This window comes from Sphingomonas psychrolutea (genome assembly GCF_014636175.1).
Lineage (GTDB): Bacteria > Pseudomonadota > Alphaproteobacteria > Sphingomonadales > Sphingomonadaceae > Sphingomonas > Sphingomonas psychrolutea.
In genome coordinates this window covers 160,850-175,260 of sequence record NZ_BMDW01000006.1, presented here as the reverse complement: position 1 = coordinate 175,260, position 14,411 = coordinate 160,850, and the positions used below count along the sequence as shown (strand labels likewise).

At 62.8% G+C, this 14,411-nt stretch carries 17 protein-coding genes; 8 read left to right on the top strand and 9 right to left on the bottom strand.

The features are described from left to right. Window positions 1-50 precede the first annotated feature (50 nt). The 5 genes from IEV62_RS06945 to IEV62_RS06925 all read right to left on the bottom strand — a co-directional run bounded on the left by IEV62_RS06945 (window position 51) and on the right by IEV62_RS06925 (window position 4,880). A complete protein-coding gene (locus IEV62_RS06945) occupies window positions 51-839 on the bottom strand; it encodes a ParA family protein (protein ID WP_188446124.1) in 789 nt (262 codons plus the stop codon). Beyond that, window positions 836-1,459, bottom strand: coding sequence for a 16S rRNA (guanine(527)-N(7))-methyltransferase RsmG (locus IEV62_RS06940; protein ID WP_188446123.1), 624 nt, complete (start codon window positions 1,457-1,459; stop codon window positions 836-838). The genes IEV62_RS06945 and IEV62_RS06940 overlap by 4 nt, the downstream gene beginning before the upstream one ends. Then, on the bottom strand, window positions 1,456-3,297 hold the full coding sequence (gene mnmG, locus IEV62_RS06935) for a tRNA uridine-5-carboxymethylaminomethyl(34) synthesis enzyme MnmG (protein WP_188446122.1): 1,842 nt from the start codon (window positions 3,295-3,297) through the stop codon (window positions 1,456-1,458). Before mnmG ends, IEV62_RS06940 begins: the two co-directional genes overlap by 4 nt. A gap of 64 nt (window positions 3,298-3,361) precedes the next feature. Further along, window positions 3,362-4,651: a tRNA uridine-5-carboxymethylaminomethyl(34) synthesis GTPase MnmE gene (gene mnmE, locus IEV62_RS06930; RefSeq protein WP_188446121.1), complete on the bottom strand. Its 1,290-nt coding sequence runs from the start codon at window positions 4,649-4,651 to the stop codon at window positions 3,362-3,364. 4 nt (window positions 4,652-4,655) lie between these two features. Then, window positions 4,656-4,880 carry a DUF6489 family protein gene (locus tag IEV62_RS06925; RefSeq protein ID WP_188446120.1) on the bottom strand — a complete coding sequence of 75 codons (225 nt, stop codon included), beginning with the start codon at window positions 4,878-4,880 and terminating at the stop codon, window positions 4,656-4,658. A gap of 49 nt (window positions 4,881-4,929) precedes the next feature. Between IEV62_RS06925 and IEV62_RS06920 the strand changes: the two genes are divergently transcribed. Further along, the gene (locus tag IEV62_RS06920) at window positions 4,930-5,448 is read left to right on the top strand and encodes a methylated-DNA--[protein]-cysteine S-methyltransferase (RefSeq protein WP_188446119.1); all 519 of its coding nucleotides are present in this window, start codon (window positions 4,930-4,932) and stop codon (window positions 5,446-5,448) included. Here IEV62_RS06920 and IEV62_RS06915 read toward each other — a convergent pair. The 4 genes from IEV62_RS06915 to hemE all read right to left on the bottom strand — a co-directional run bounded on the left by IEV62_RS06915 (window position 5,438) and on the right by hemE (window position 9,272). Next, window positions 5,438-6,163: a YjbE family putative metal transport protein gene (locus IEV62_RS06915; protein ID WP_229732878.1), complete on the bottom strand. Its 726-nt coding sequence runs from the start codon at window positions 6,161-6,163 to the stop codon at window positions 5,438-5,440. The two genes, IEV62_RS06920 and IEV62_RS06915, sit on opposite strands and share 11 nt — an antisense overlap. Before the next feature lie 183 nt (window positions 6,164-6,346). Then, window positions 6,347-7,603, bottom strand: a complete 1,257-nt coding sequence (gene rho, locus IEV62_RS06910; protein ID WP_188446118.1) for a transcription termination factor Rho — start codon at window positions 7,601-7,603, stop codon at window positions 6,347-6,349. Window positions 7,604-7,788: 185 nt separating this feature from the next. Continuing rightward, the gene (locus tag IEV62_RS06905) at window positions 7,789-8,244 is read right to left on the bottom strand and encodes a CopD family protein (RefSeq protein WP_188446117.1); all 456 of its coding nucleotides are present in this window, start codon (window positions 8,242-8,244) and stop codon (window positions 7,789-7,791) included. Beyond that, window positions 8,241-9,272 carry a uroporphyrinogen decarboxylase gene (gene hemE, locus IEV62_RS06900; RefSeq protein ID WP_188446116.1) on the bottom strand — a complete coding sequence of 344 codons (1,032 nt, stop codon included), beginning with the start codon at window positions 9,270-9,272 and terminating at the stop codon, window positions 8,241-8,243. Before hemE ends, IEV62_RS06905 begins: the two co-directional genes overlap by 4 nt. A 329-nt stretch (window positions 9,273-9,601) precedes the next feature. Between hemE and IEV62_RS06895 the strand changes: the two genes are divergently transcribed. From IEV62_RS06895 to IEV62_RS06865, 7 genes are all read left to right on the top strand, one after another. Next, window positions 9,602-10,426 carry a pyruvate, water dikinase regulatory protein gene (locus IEV62_RS06895; protein WP_445009363.1) on the top strand — a complete coding sequence of 275 codons (825 nt, stop codon included), beginning with the start codon at window positions 9,602-9,604 and terminating at the stop codon, window positions 10,424-10,426. Continuing rightward, window positions 10,423-11,034: a Maf family protein gene (locus IEV62_RS06890; RefSeq protein WP_268234233.1), complete on the top strand. Its 612-nt coding sequence runs from the start codon at window positions 10,423-10,425 to the stop codon at window positions 11,032-11,034. The genes IEV62_RS06895 and IEV62_RS06890 overlap by 4 nt, the downstream gene beginning before the upstream one ends. Beyond that, window positions 11,031-11,843 (top strand): shikimate dehydrogenase, encoded by an 813-nt coding sequence (gene aroE / locus IEV62_RS06885; RefSeq protein WP_188446114.1) that lies wholly within the window; start codon window positions 11,031-11,033, stop codon window positions 11,841-11,843. The genes IEV62_RS06890 and aroE overlap by 4 nt, the downstream gene beginning before the upstream one ends. Beyond that, entirely contained in the window at window positions 11,840-12,469 is a 630-nt protein-coding gene (coaE, locus tag IEV62_RS06880; RefSeq protein WP_188446113.1) for a dephospho-CoA kinase, read from the top strand. Before aroE ends, coaE begins: the two co-directional genes overlap by 4 nt. A 5-nt stretch (window positions 12,470-12,474) precedes the next feature. Further along, window positions 12,475-13,167, top strand: coding sequence for a DNA polymerase III subunit epsilon (gene dnaQ, locus IEV62_RS06875; RefSeq protein ID WP_188446173.1), 693 nt, complete (start codon window positions 12,475-12,477; stop codon window positions 13,165-13,167). Window positions 13,168-13,256: 89 nt separating this feature from the next. Further along, window positions 13,257-13,844 (top strand): ribosome hibernation-promoting factor, HPF/YfiA family, encoded by a 588-nt coding sequence (hpf, locus tag IEV62_RS06870; RefSeq protein WP_188446112.1) that lies wholly within the window; start codon window positions 13,257-13,259, stop codon window positions 13,842-13,844. A 99-nt stretch (window positions 13,845-13,943) separates the two neighbouring features. Beyond that, window positions 13,944-14,411: a PTS sugar transporter subunit IIA gene (locus IEV62_RS06865; protein ID WP_188446111.1), complete on the top strand. Its 468-nt coding sequence runs from the start codon at window positions 13,944-13,946 to the stop codon at window positions 14,409-14,411.

Here is a 14,411-nt window from a genome sequence, read left to right as displayed (position 1 = left end):
AGCGTCTGGTGTTACCGGCGTTGCGGTCGGGCTCGGGTTGGGCGTGTCGGTCATGCGGCCCTTGCTGGTTGATCGGTCTTGGGAAGGCGCGCGATCAATTCGCGCGCCAGCGCGATATAGGCTTCGGAACCGGGGCAGCGATAATCGTAGATTAACGCCGGCAGACCGTAACTTGGCGCTTCGGAGAGCCGAACGTTGCGCGGGATAACCGTATCAAACACCACGCGCCCAAGCACCGCGCGGACATCGTTCGAGACTTGATCGGTCAGCCGATTGCGCCGGTCATGCATCGTCAGCGCAACGCCGAGGATCGACAAGCCGGGGTTGAAGCGTTCGCGGATCCGCTCGACGGTGCTGAGCAGCTGGCTCAGCCCCTCGAGCGCAAAGAATTCACATTGCAGCGGCACGAGCAGCGAATTGGCGGCGACCATTGCATTGAGCGTCAACAAACCAAGCGACGGCGGGCAATCGATCAGCACCACGTCCCAGCGATGATCCGACCGGGCGAGTGCACGCGACAAGCGGTGCGTGCGTTCCTCATATTCGACGAGTTCGATCTCAGCACCCGAGAGATCAACGGTTGCGGGAACGATATCGAGTTTCGGGACGCACGTCGGCATTGCCGCGACTTCGATCGGCGTCTCACCGAGCAGGATATCATAAGTCGAATGATGCCGGTCGGCGCGGGCGATCCCCAAGCCGGTCGACGCGTTTCCCTGTGGATCGAGATCGAGCAGCAGCACGCGCGATCCCGTCGCCGCGAGCGCGGTCCCGACATTGATCGCGGTAGTGGTCTTGCCAACCCCGCCCTTTTGATTTGCGACAGCAATCACGTTCATCGACGCGCCACCCCTGATGCGAGAACGATCAACGATTTGGGATCGGTGATGCTATGTTCCACGTGAAACACACCATGCCATGTCTCGAGCGCGGTTGCCACATCTTCGCGCGCAGATCGGCCCTTGGGAAGAATCCACTGCGTTTTTTTGGACGTACACGCTTGCGACCACGCGAAAAGATCGGCAATCGGCGCGACCGCGCGCGCGGAGATGACGGTTGCGACAACGCCGGAAACTGCTTGGATGCGATCGGCGATCACCCGCACGCGAACATCGAGCCCGAGCGCCTCAACCGCATCCTTCAAGAACGCCGCGCGCATCCGGCGTGGCTCGACCAGATAGACGATGCGATCACTGAGCGCGGCGACAACCAGGCCGGGGAAGCCGGCGCCGCTCCCAATATCGACCCATAATGCGTCCGGCTGGGACTCCCCGGCCAACTCCAGCAATTGCGCCGAATCAACAATGTGGCGCGACCACATTGTTGCCAAGGTCGACGGTGCAACCAAATTCTGCTGCGTTGCGGCGCCAATAACCACCACCGCGATCTGCTCCATTGCCGCGACGCCTTCCGCGCCATGCCGGGCCGCGATCCACGCGCGGGCCTCGTCCTCGGTCATGCAGCGATCCGCCGCACTTGCAGCAAAATTGCAGTCAGCGCCGCCGGAGTGACCCCACGCACACGCGCAGCGGCACCAACGCTGGCGGGCCTTGCCGCCGACAGCCGCTCGATCATCTCGGTCGAAAGACCGGGAATCGCTGCGAAATCAAGCGCTGCGGGCACGACTATTCCCGCGTTCGACCGCTGCTGCACGATCTCCCCATCCTGCCTCGCCAGATAGGGTGCATACCGCGCGTCCTCGGCCACTTCAGCAACCAGGGCCGCGTCTCCTGTGACAAGAAGGTCGGGAGCGACTTCGGCGATCGTAACGCCCGGGATGCGTAACCAGTCAGCGCCACTACGTCGTTGCGGGTCGGGCGCAATCGGGACGCCACGTTCGATCAGCACCGCGGTAGGCACCGATTGCGCCAGCCGCCGCTCAATATCAGCTCGGGCAGCCGCGCGTGCGGCGATACGTGCTACACGCACCGCGCTGAGGCAGCCAATCCCCGACGCAATCGGGCCCAGACGTGTTTCGGCATTGTCCGATCGTAACCGCAACCGGTATTCGGCGCGTGCGGTCAACATGCGATAGGGTTCGGTAATGCCCTGCAAGACCAGATCGTCGATCATCACGCCGAGATAACTGGAGGCGCGGTCGAGCACGATCTCGCTGCGGCCAAGCGCCTTGGCCGCGGCGTTCAATCCCGCAAGGAGGCCCTGCCCCGCCGCTTCTTCATAGCCGGTCGTGCCGTTGATTTGCCCGCAACAAAACAACCCCGGCATCGCGCGGACCTCAAGTGTCGCGTCCAATGCCCGCGGATCGATATGATCATATTCAACCGCATAACCCGGCGCGACGATCCGCGCCTGTTCAAGTCCCGGGATCGACGCAATCATCGCCGACTGGACGTCGACCGGCAGCGAGGTCGAGATACCGTTTGGATAGACAGTCGAATCGTCCAGGCCTTCGGGCTCGAGGAAAATTTGATGGCCGTCGCGATCGCCGAAGCGATGAATTTTATCCTCGATCGAGGGGCAATATCGCGGTCCCTGCCCCGCTATCGCTCCGCCAAACAAGGGTGACCGGTCGAGCCCGCCCCTGATGATATCATGCGTTGCGCCGGTCGTCCGCGTGATCGCGCAGCGCAGCTGGGGCAGTGCGCGACCCTCGGACAATGGCGACATCGTCCACGCGTCATCATCGCTAGGTTGCTCAGCGAGCGCGGCCCAATCGATCGTGCGACCATCAAGCCGAGGTGGCGTGCCGGTCTTGAGCCGCGCCATCGGCAAGCGCGCCGCACGCAGCTGCCCAGCCAGCAACGAAGAAGCGGCCTCCCCGATCCGCCCGCCAATCGAGCGCTCCTCACCGCGAAACAGCGTAGCACCAAGAAAGGTGCCCGTGGCCAACACGACCGCAGACGCCGACAGGATGCTGCCATCCCCAAGTCGGACCCCCTTTACCGTCGCTCCGTCGAGTACAAGGGCGACGACTTCGCCGATAACCACGTGCAAATCGCTCTGCGCCGCGAGCATTGCCTGGATAGCGGCAGCATATCGCTTGCGATCAGCCTGCACGCGCGGGCCTTGAACGGCGGTACCCTTGCTTCGGTTGAGCATACGGTAATGGATGCCAGCCGCATCGGTCGCACGCGCAATCAAGCCGTCGAACGCGTCCACTTCCCGGACAAGATGGCCCTTACCGAGCCCTCCAATTGCCGGATTGCACGACATCGCTCCAATTTTGCTGGCGTCGAAGCTGATCAATGCGGTGCGCGCGCCACGTCGTGCAGCCGCAGCCGCAGCTTCGGTCCCGGCATGCCCGCCGCCGACGACGATGACGTCGAAATGCTTCATCGGTTTTGGCTAGATTGCGACGCCGCCTATGTCAAAGCCTATGCAGCGCGTTCCACGTGGAACATCACTTCCCGATGCAGAAGCGCGAGAATATCGCGTCGAGCACATCCTCAATCCCACTACGACCGGCGACGTCGTCGAGCGCACGCAACGCGCGACGCGTCTCTTCTGCAACGATCAGCAAATCGCTGTTGTTCGCTGCGCGCAACGCATCGCGGCACCGCGCCAGCAGGAGCCGCTGCCGCCGATTGACCGCAACACTGTCGGCCTGCGGCAACAGCTTGGTGGCGCGATCGGCGATCAGCTCCCATAAGGCTTCAACACCCTGCCCCGTGCGCGCAGAAAGCGCGACGTCTGCGCCGCCGGCCGGTGTTTCTCGTCCCGACATGTCACATCGCGCATGGACGCGAATGTCGCTCACGCTGCCGTCTCCCGGTTGGTCGAGCCACACGACGATATCTGCCCCGGCAATCGCTTCGCGCGCGCGGTCGATCCCAATCTGCTCGATCGCGTCACCTGGGGTTTGGGTCAGTCCAGCGGTATCGGTAAGAACATAGGCCATACCAGCGCGGACGACTGACGCTTCGATCCGATCGCGCGTGGTCCCGGAGATCGGCGACACAATTGCGACATCACGCCCGGTCAGGGCATTGAGCAGCGTCGACTTGCCACTATTGGGCGCACCCGCGATCACCACCCGCACACCCTCGTGCAAGCGCTCGACCGACGGTGCACGCAAAACCTGTTCAAGTGCCTCGGCAATCTGCGCAATGTCGGCGGCGATCGTTCCAAGGGCTTCGTCGGAAACATCGTCTTCATCCGAAAAGTCGAGCTGCGCTTCGATCCTGGCCGCGATGCCGACGAGGTCGTCACTCCACCGTTCAACCAGAACGCGCAGGCCACCTTCGGCCATGCGCAGTGCAGCCCGGCGCTGCCCCTCGGTCTGCGCCGCAAGTAAATCGCCCAGCCCCTCGGCCTCGGTGAGATCGATGATACCGTTTTCCAGCGCGCGACGCGTGAACTCTCCAGCCTCGGCGTGCCTGGTCCCCGGCTGCGTCGCAATCGCCGCCTCGACCGCCGCCACGACCGCGCGTCCGCCATGCACGTGAAACTCAACGCAATCCTCGCCCGTCGCCGTGCGTGGACCGGTAAATACCAGCGTGATGGCATGATCGAGCACTGCGCCATCGCGCGGATCGCGGAGCACGCGCAGTGCTGCGCGGCGCGGATCGGGCAGTGCGCCCGCAATCACCGCCGCCACCGGCAGGGCGCGCGGCCCGCTGATCCGCACGATGGCGATGCCAGCCGGCGGCGCACCGCTCGACACGGCGAAGATCGTATCACGCGCGCTCATCGGGTTATTTGTTGGAGGATTCGAACATCTTGCGCCACATCCCCATCCCGGCGTCGCCCATTGGCATCCAGCTGCGCATCATATTCTCGATCAGATCGGGCGCGACGACACCGTCCATCGAATTGGTCAGCGTCGCCAGATATTTTTCATGCACGGGGGCGAGATCGGGCAGACCCATGAATCGCCGCGCTTCCTCGGGCGAGCATTCGACTTCGACATTGATCTTCACGCCGCTTCTCCGCTTGAGCACGCGCACCCCGCGCGGCATAGTCTTCGCTATGTATGCGCGCGATATTGCCCGGATCGCAACGCCTGTCGGCATCATCGCCGTCGAAGGCGATGCACTCGCAGTGCATCGCGTCCAGATCGACGTGTCGGGCGCAGTGACCAACGGCACGACCGCGCCCGTCCGGTTCGCCGCTGACCAACTGGAGCAATGGTTCGCGGGCGAGCGTATGGTGTTCGATCTTCCCTTGGCGCCCGCCGCAACGCGACGCGGACAAGCGTTGCGCGATGCGATGGTAGCGATCGGTTATGGCGATACGCGCAGCTATAGCGCCCTCGCCCGTATTGCCGCATCGAGCGCGCGGGCGATCGGTCAGGCATGCGCGCGCAATCCCTTCCCGATCATCGTGCCGTGTCACCGTATCCTCAATGCCGACGGTCGGCTTGGCGCTTATTCGGCAGGTCAGGGGCCGACAACCAAGCAATGGTTGCTTGAGCACGAGCGTAGCGTCCGGGGCTTGTTGGGTCGAACGCCCGCAGTCCCGCACCAAATCGATCTGTTCAGCCAGTGACCGCGCTGATCATCGGTTGCATATCGTGCACACCCTCCAGGATCATCTTTCCCGCCACATAGACGATGATGATCAACCCGATCCAGGCGATCCAGCGGAAGCGCTCGATATACTTGGCAATAACATTGGCGGCGAGCCCCATCAGCGCGACCGACAGCACCAACCCGATGACCATGATGCCAGGATGCTCGCGCGCGGCACCGGCGACCGCGAGGACATTGTCGAGGCTCATCGAAACATCGGCAACCGCAACGGCCCAAGCGGCGGCTACAAAACTCTTGGCGGGGCGAATACCGCTATGCTCGTCCCCATCGACTTCGTCCGACCCGCCGGGAACAGCGCGTGGCTGCAACTCGCGGTACATCTTCCACGCCACCCACAACAGCAAGAGCCCGCCACCAAAGACGAGTCCGTATGATTTAAAGCTCTCCAAGCCATAGAGCACGGCAACCGCAAACACGACGCGCAGCACCAGCGCGGCAAGGATGCCGATCGCGATCACCTTTTTGCGCTGTCCAGCGGGCAAGCCGGCGGCAAGCGCGCCGACGACGATCGCATTATCCCCGGCGAGCGCGACATCGAGCAGAACCACGGTTGCGAACGCCGTCAGCGCCGAGACCGAAGCGATATTGGCGAAGTCTGTGAGGATATGTTGCCACAGCCAGCTCATGGACATGGGTTCGACGGCGGACGCCGCTAGAAGAGTGGTAAGCATGAGCTAGGTCCTAGCGTGTGACAAGGACATGGGCAAAGCCAGTTTGCAGGCCGATCATGCCGCTGGCATGATCTACGAGATGCGGGGCACCGCGTACCTGCGAACTCGTCGGTCCCGGCGTCGTCGCGCCGACCGGATCGATGTGGACCCGGGCTTAGCTCCGCGAAGCCCGGCCACAGTCAGCTATTGATTCATGCTGTCGAAGAAGTCCTCGTTCGTCTTCGAGTTCTTCATCTTGTCGAGCAGGAATTCCATCGAATCGATCGTGCCCATTTGCATCAGGATACGGCGCAGCACCCACATCTTGGAGAGCTTGCTTTGATCGACCAGCAACTCTTCCTTACGCGTGCCCGATTTGCCGACATCGAGTGCCGGGAAAATGCGCTTATCGGCAACTTTGCGATCAAGCACGATTTCCGAGTTACCGGTGCCCTTGAATTCCTCGAAGATCACTTCGTCCATGCGGCTGCCGGTATCGATCAGCGCAGTGGCAATGATCGAGAGCGAACCGCCCTCCTCAATGTTGCGCGCGGCACCGAAGAAACGCTTCGGGCGCTGCAGCGCGTTGGCGTCGACGCCGCCGGTCAAGACCTTACCCGACGACGGAACCACGGTGTTATAGGCACGGCCAAGGCGCGTGATCGAATCGAGCAGGATCACCACATCCTTCTTGTGCTCGACCAGGCGTTTGGCTTTTTCGATCACCATTTCAGCAACTTGCACATGGCGCGTCGCGGGTTCGTCGAAGGTCGAACTGACCACTTCGCCCTTGACCGAGCGCTGCATGTCGGTGACTTCCTCGGGGCGTTCGTCGATCAGCAGGACGATCAGGAAGACCTCGGGATGGTTGTCGGTGATCGCCTTGGCAATATTTTGCAGCATCACCGTCTTGCCGACGCGCGGGGGCGCGACGATCAGCGTGCGCTGGCCCTTTCCCTGCGGCGAGATGATATCGATCACCCGCGCCGACTTGTCCTTCACCGTCGGGTCGGACGGATCGAGCGTTAGCTTCTCATCCGGATAGAGCGGCGTCAGATTGTCGAAATTGACGCGGTGGCGCACCGCATCGGGATCGTCGAAATTGACTGCGGTCAGTTTGACCAGCGCGAAATAGCGCTCGCCATCCTTCGGCCCGCGGATTTCACCTTCGACCGTATCACCGGTGCGCAGGCCGAATTTACGGACCTGATTGGGCGAGATGTAGATATCGTCGGGCCCGGCGAGATAATTCGCTTCCGGGCTGCGCAAAAAACCGAAGCCGTCGGGCAGCACTTCGATCGTGCCCAGCCCCATGATCATCTCGCCTTCTTCGGCCTGGACCTTGAGGATCGCGAACATCAGATCCTGCTTGCGCAGCGTCGATGCGCTCTCGATGCCGAGTTCCTCGGCCATCGCGACCAGTTCAGCCGGCTTTTTGTTTTTCAGGTCTTTGAGATGCATGGGTAACGTCCGGGCATGAAGATGCTGGGGAAGAGCTTCGATCGGCGAAGGGTACGCGACGATGCTTGAGGAAGGATACCGCAGCCGAACGGGTGGACCCGCCGCACTAGGGCACGCTCACGGAATACGACCGCGCTTTGCTCGCGTCAAGGCTCGACACTCCTGACGGATTGAAACCGCGATCCTCAGAAGGGCTGAACGATCGCCAGAATGACGATGAAGGTCACGAGGACCGCCGGAACTTCGTTGATGAGGCGCAATTGCCGGCCCGTCAGCGTCGGCTTTCCCGCCGCGAGTTTCTTGCCATAGCCGACCGCCCAGCCATGATAGCCGGTCAGCACAACCACCAGCAAAAGCTTGGCGTGAAGCCAACCCAGCCCGCTCATGCCAGAAAATAGCCCGGCATTGGCAGCAAGAACCAGGCCGAGCACCCACACCACCACCATCGCAGGCGTCATGATGATCGTGCGGATCTTGGCCTCGCGCTCGACCCACAGCGCCGCTTCAGGCGAACCAATTGCGGCTTCCTGATGATAGACGAGATAGCGCGGCAGCATAAACAGCCCCGCCATCCAGAAGATCACGAAAATCAAATGCGCCGCCTTTACCCACGGATACGCATTGCCGAGCATTCCGATCATCTCACGCTCCGGATATAGGCCAGCAACTGCTCGACATGTGCGATCGGCGTGTCCTGCAGGATGCCGTGGCCGAGGTTGAAAATGTGCGGCCGGTCGGCAAAGGCATCGAGGATGCGCTGCGCCGCCTGCGCCATCGCTGACCCTCCGGCGATGAGCACGAGCGGGTCGAGATTGCCTTGCACCGGCATCCCGTTCGGCAAATTGGCAGCGGCCCATTCGGGATCGATCGTCTCATCGACCCCGACCGCATCGACCCCGGTTTCGCGCGCATACGCGGGGAGTTTTTCGCCGGCACCTTTGGGAAAGCCGATCACCGGCACGCCGGGATGGCGCGCATGGAGCGCCGCCACGATCGCCGCATTAGGCGCGATCACCCAGCGTTCGAATTGCGCCGGGCTGAGGCTGCCCGACCAGCTGTCGAACAATTGCACCGCCTCGACCCCGGCCTCAATCTGCTTCGACAGATAGTCGATCGTGCACGCCGAGATCGCGCCGATAATCTCGGCAAAGGCCGCCGGATCGCCGTACGCGAAGCGCCGCGTCTCGCTCTGATCCTTGCTGCCATGCCCCGCGACCATGTACGTCGCGACCGTCCACGGGCTTCCGGCAAAGCCCAGGAAGGTGGTCTGAGGCGGCAATTGCGCCGCGACTTGCCGCACGGTCTCATAGACCGGATTAAGCCGTTCCAGCGCCAGCAGCAGCCCCGACAGGGCATGATCGACCAGGGCTGGCGTCAGCGCCGGTCCCTCGCCTACCCCGAAGGTCAGGTCCTGCCCCAGCGCCGCGGGAACCATCAGAATGTCGGAGAAGAGGATCGCACCGTCGAAACCAAAGCGACGGATCGGCTGGATCGTCACTTCGGCCGCCGCTGCGCTATCGTTGACCAAAGCGAGGAAGCCGCCTTTTTCGGCGCGAAGGGCGCGATACTCGGGCAAATAGCGTCCCGCTTGGCGCATCAGCCAGACCGGCGGGATCGGTTGACGCTCCCCCTGCAGACACGCGAGCAGCGGCTTTTTAACAGTCGTCACGGTCGAAACTCCCACCGGCTTTCGCTCACCCTCTTCTATAAGATTCTAGAATCTTAAAAGGATGTAGTCGTTGTTGGCACGTCGAAAACGGGGCTTATGCCGTCATCCCCAAAATGCCAACAGCTTGCGGTCCGGGTACGCCCACAACCGCTGTGAGTCGGGTCGGCTATCCCCATAATCCACAGGCTGTGCACTGAATTCGCCGCCGTGCAGGCAATTGTGGATAAAGGGGCGGTTATGCACGGGCGGACCATGGCTTTGCTGGACGGCGAAGTTGCGCTAGCGGTTGCGACCATGTTGTCCACAGTTTCGCCCAGCCGGCCTATTTGATGCGCTTGCATCTGCATCTGTTGTCGGATTCGACCGGCGAAACGCTCGAGAACATCGCGAAGGCGGCGCTCGCGCAATATGACGGCGTCGAAACGATCCGTCATTTCTGGCCAATGGTGCGGACAGAGGCGCATCTCGAACGGATCCTGCAGGAAATCTCGCAAAATCCGGGGCTGGTGCTGTTCACCTTAGTAAATAGCGAGACGCGGCGGACACTTGAGACGCGCTGTCGGGCGTTGGGTCTGCCGGCGATCGCGCCGATGGATGGGGTGACGCATGCGCTTTCGGGTTTGCTCGGCCAGGCAGCGAAGGCGCGGCCGGGGCGGCAACACGTGCTCGATGCTGCCTATTTCGCGCGGGTCGAGGCGATTCACTTCACCATTGCGCATGACGACGGCATTGGTGCCGAGGACTGGGAAGAAGCCGACATCGTGCTCGCGGGGGTCTCGCGATCGTCAAAAACGCCGACCTCAATCTATCTCGCCAATCGCGGTTTCAAGACCGCCAATATCCCAATCGTGGTGGAAAGCCCGCCGCCACAGATCCTTTATGCGCTGAAAAATCCTTTGGTCGTAGGGCTCACCACCAGCGCCGACCGCTTGATTCAGGTGCGGCGCAACCGGCTTTTGTCGCTCAACCAAGTGACCGAGACCGCCTATGTTGATCAGGAGTCGGTGACGCGCGAGGTCGCCTATGCACGGCGGATGTTTGCCGACAATGGCTGGCCGGTGATCGACGTGACGCGGCGCTCGATCGAAGAGACGGCAGCAGCAATCATCGCGCTGGTCGGGGAGCGCAGCGGCGACATGCAGGGAGCATCATGATGCAGGTCGCACAGCGTTTGGTGCTGGCATCGCAAAGCAGCTCGCGCCGCGCGATGCTGACGGCGGCCGGCGTGGTCTTCGACGCAGTTTCCGCAGGGGTGGATGAGGAATCGGCCAAGGCAGCGCTGCTGGGCGACGGTCTTGCCGCACGCGACATGGCGGATGCGCTGTCCGAATTGAAGGCGATCAAGGTCTCGTCGGGTGACGGACAAGCGCTGGTGCTGGGGTGCGATTCGATCGTCGCGCTCGAAGATGGCACGATGCTCGACAAGCCGCGCGATCGTGCCGAAGCGGTGGCGCATTTGCAGCGATTGTCGGGGAAACGCCACGAATTGGTCAGCGCGGCGGTGATCGCTGAAGGCGGTCGCCCGGTCTGGCGCGTCGTTGATCGCGCCCGGATGCACGTCCGTCCGCTGTCAGAGGCGTTCATCGAACAGTATCTCGATCTCGAATGGCCCGAGATTAGCGGGTGCGTCGGGTGTTACCGGATCGAAGGGCCCGGCGCGCAACTATTCAGCCGGATCGAGGGGAGTCAGTTCACCGTGCTCGGGCTGCCCCTGCTCCCTGTGCTCGATTATCTGCGGGTACGGGGAGTGTTGGCGTCATGATGTTTGCCGAAGTGATCGGCGATCCGATCGCGCATTCCAAATCGCCGATGATTCATAAATTCTGGATCGACGCAGCCGGGATCGACGCCGACTATAAGCGTTCGCATGTCCGGCCCGACGCGCTGGCCGGCTACCTCGCCTCCGCGCGCGCCGATCCCAATTGGCGAGGGTGCAACGTCACGTTGCCGCATAAGATTGCGATTATGGAGCTGGTCAATGATCCGGGTAATATCCGCGGGACGATCGGCGCGATGAACACGATCCTGCGGCAGGATGACGGATCCCTCATCGGCACCAACACCGATGCGGCGGGTTTCTACGCGCCGATTGCCGAGCTCGATTTGGCGGGCGCGCCGGTCGTGGTGATCGGCGCCGGCGGTGCCGCGCGGGCGGTGCTGTTTGCGCTGTCACGGCTTGGCGTGGGGCCGGTGACCATTCTCAACCGGAATGTATTGAAGGCGGCCGCCTTGCTGTCGTCCTTTGGGTTAACGGGGCAAGCGCTGGCGCTCCATGCAAAACTTCCACCCGCCGCGTTGCTGGTCAATGCCAGCTCGCTCGGTATGGCAGGTCAACCGCCGCTTGATTTGGACCTGAGCGCCCTGCCGGACGACGCGGTGGTCTACGATGTGGTCTATGCGCCGCTTGAAACGGTGTTGCTCGCAGCGGCGCGGTCGCGCGATCTCGAGACCGTCGACGGGCTCGACATGTTGATCGGCCAAGCGGCGTTGGCGTTCGAGCTGTTCTTCGGCGTAGCGCCGCCGCGCGACGAGAACAGCGATGCTGAGCTTCGCGCGTTGCTGACGGCATGACGTCACCCAATCCGATCAGGCCGGGTCCGATCACGATCGGCCTGACCGGATCGATCGGGATGGGCAAATCGACCGTCGCCGCGATGTTTGCAGAGGCCGGCGTGCCGGTGTTCGATGCCGACGCCGCGGTCCACCGGCTGCAAGGCAAGAATGGACGTCTGGTTCCTGCCATCGAGGCTGCCTTTCCCGGCTCGACCGGACCCGAGGGAGTCGATCGTGCGCGGCTCGGGCCGATGGTGCTGGGCGATTCGGCGGCGTTGAAGCGGCTCGAAGCGATCGTCCATCCCGCCGTGGGCGAGGAACGCGCCATGTTCCTCGCGGCCCATGCCGATGCGCCGCTGGTGGTGTTCGACGTGCCCTTGTTGTTCGAAACCGGCGGCGAGTCGCGCGTCGACAGCGTTGTCGTAGTGTCGGCGGACCCCGACGCGCAGCGTATGCGCGTGCTGGCACGGCCTGGGATGACGCCGGAAAAGCTCGACGCCATCCTCGCCAGACAATGGCCCGATCACGAAAAAGTCGCGCGAGCCAACTTCGTCGTGCCGACCGGCGGTTCGCTCGACGCGACGCGCCGCGCGGTCCACGCCATCATCGCTTGCTTAGCGGCGCGCCAACCCCCATCATCGTGAGTACCATGCGCGAAATCGTCTTCGATACCGAGACCACCGGATTCAGTTTCGCCGACGGCGACCGCATGGTTGAGATCGGTTGCCTTGAAATGATCAACCGGGTCGAGACCGGACGCACGTTCCACGCATACTTTCACCCCGAACGGCCGATGCCACCCGAGGCACAGCGCGTCCACGGGCTGAGCGACGCCTTCCTCGCCGACAAGCCGCTGTTCGTTCAGCAAGCCGACGATCTGCTTGATTTCATCGCCGACAGTCCGCTCGTCGCGCACAATGCGAGCTTCGACTTCGGATTCCTCAACGGCGAATTGCAGCGCTGCGGGCGTGGCACCGTCGGCTTGCACCGCATGGTCGATACCGTGGCGATGGCGCGGATGCGGCATCCAGGGGCGAAGCACAGCCTTGATGCGCTATGCGGTCGCTATGGCATTGATCGTAGCCATCGCACGCTGCACGGCGCGCTGCTCGACGCGCAATTGCTGGCGCAAGTCTATGTCGAGCTCACCGGCGGGCGGCAAATCGGGCTCGGTCTGGTGAGCGAAGCGGCGATCGACCTGACCCCAGCCCTGCCATCGGTCCCTGCGATCGTCCGTCCAGCACGCGTCTTCGCGTTGAGCGAGGGCGATCTGGCGCGGCACGCAAGCTTCATGAAAACCGTGGTTAATCCATTGTGGGGGAGCGATCCGGCGCTGCAATAGTTTGAAGGGGGTCGAGGTATCCGACCGATACCGTCTATCGGCTAGGTGATCGTCACAGGCGACACCGGCCGAACCTAAGGAGAATGCTCATGGATATTCGGGTTTCCGGCCATCAGGTCGAAACGGGCGAGGCGCTCAAGATCCATGTCGACGAGCGACTCCAGGGTATCGCCACCAAATATTTCGCGCGCGCCATTTCGGCCAAGGTCACCTTTGGTAAGGGGCCGCACGATAACCGCTTCACCTGCGATATCGTGGCGCATGTCATGCAGGGACTGATCCTGAAGGGCAGCGGCGATGCCACCGAAGCGCATGTCGCTTTTGAAGGCGCTGCGGGCAAGATCGAAAAGCAGCTACGCCGGTATATGCGCCGCCTGAAGGACCGTAACGCCGGGGTCGCCATTGCCGTAACCGCCGAGGCGGTGATCGCCGCGGATAATGCCGGTTACACGCTGTTTCAGGAAAATCTGGCCGAGGAGGAAGTCGAGGATTTCCCGCTGATCGTCGCCGAAACGCGCGTCGATGTCCCTGATGCGACGGTGTCCGATGCGGTGATGATGCTCGATTTGCGCAATACCGCCGCCTTATTGTTCCGCAATTCGGGGTCGGGCACTTATAATATGGTCTATCGTCGCGGCGATGGCACAATCGGTTGGGTCGAGCCGCATCGGCAATAGCCTGATTTCCCAGCGGATCGGTCGCGCTTTCGCGAAGGCTGGATCGCCGCTATGGGCCCGCGTCTCGCCGCATGCGATGGGCGGGCCCCAAGGATTGTAATGACCGATCTGAACGACCTTCTCTCGCCCGATGCCGTGCTCGAACATGTCAGTGCAGGCACGCGTAAAGCCCTGTTTCAACAGCTCGCCGCCGCGGCGGCTGCCGCTTACACACTCGACCCGGCGGTGGTGGCGAGCGCCGTTACAGCGCGCGAAAAGCTCGGCTCGACAGCGTTCGGCGCGGGGGTCGCAACGCCGCATGGCAAGGTGCCGGGGCTGGCACAGGTGTGCGGCGTGTTCGCCCGACTGACCCATCCGCTCGATCTCGACGCCGTCGACGATCTACCGGTCGATATCGTCTTCATGTTGCTCTCGCCGCCCGATGCCGGGGCGGATCATCTGAAAGCCCTGGCACGGGTGTCCCGCGCGCTCCGCGACAAGCCGCTGGTCGAAAAACTGCGGGGGGCGGCGTCGCGCGATGCGCTGGTTGTCTTGCTCACCGCCGATGCGGTGCGGGACGCTGCCTGA

Coding starts and splice junctions, on each gene's coding strand:
- IEV62_RS06945 (WP_188446124.1), bottom strand. CDS start 839: ATGAACGTGATTGCTGTCGCAAATCAAAAGGGCGGGGTTGGCAAGACC.
- IEV62_RS06940 (WP_188446123.1), bottom strand. CDS start 1,459: ATGACCGAGGACGAGGCCCGCGCGTGGATCGCGGCCCGGCATGGCGCG.
- mnmG (WP_188446122.1), bottom strand. CDS start 3,297: ATGAAGCATTTCGACGTCATCGTCGTCGGCGGCGGGCATGCCGGGACC.
- mnmE (WP_188446121.1), bottom strand. CDS start 4,651: ATGAGCGCGCGTGATACGATCTTCGCCGTGTCGAGCGGTGCGCCGCCG.
- IEV62_RS06920 (WP_188446119.1), top strand. CDS start 4,930: ATGTATGCGCGCGATATTGCCCGGATCGCAACGCCTGTCGGCATCATC.
- IEV62_RS06915 (WP_229732878.1), bottom strand. CDS start 6,163: ATGCTTACCACTCTTCTAGCGGCGTCCGCCGTCGAACCCATGTCCATG.
- rho (WP_188446118.1), bottom strand. CDS start 7,603: ATGCATCTCAAAGACCTGAAAAACAAAAAGCCGGCTGAACTGGTCGCG.
- IEV62_RS06905 (WP_188446117.1), bottom strand. CDS start 8,244: ATGATCGGAATGCTCGGCAATGCGTATCCGTGGGTAAAGGCGGCGCAT.
- IEV62_RS06895 (WP_445009363.1), top strand. CDS start 9,602: ATGCGCTTGCATCTGCATCTGTTGTCGGATTCGACCGGCGAAACGCTC.
- IEV62_RS06890 (WP_268234233.1), top strand. CDS start 10,423: ATGATGCAGGTCGCACAGCGTTTGGTGCTGGCATCGCAAAGCAGCTCG.
- aroE (WP_188446114.1), top strand. CDS start 11,031: ATGATGTTTGCCGAAGTGATCGGCGATCCGATCGCGCATTCCAAATCG.
- coaE (WP_188446113.1), top strand. CDS start 11,840: ATGACGTCACCCAATCCGATCAGGCCGGGTCCGATCACGATCGGCCTG.
- dnaQ (WP_188446173.1), top strand. CDS start 12,475: ATGCGCGAAATCGTCTTCGATACCGAGACCACCGGATTCAGTTTCGCC.
- hpf (WP_188446112.1), top strand. CDS start 13,257: ATGGATATTCGGGTTTCCGGCCATCAGGTCGAAACGGGCGAGGCGCTC.
- IEV62_RS06865 (WP_188446111.1), top strand. CDS start 13,944: ATGACCGATCTGAACGACCTTCTCTCGCCCGATGCCGTGCTCGAACAT.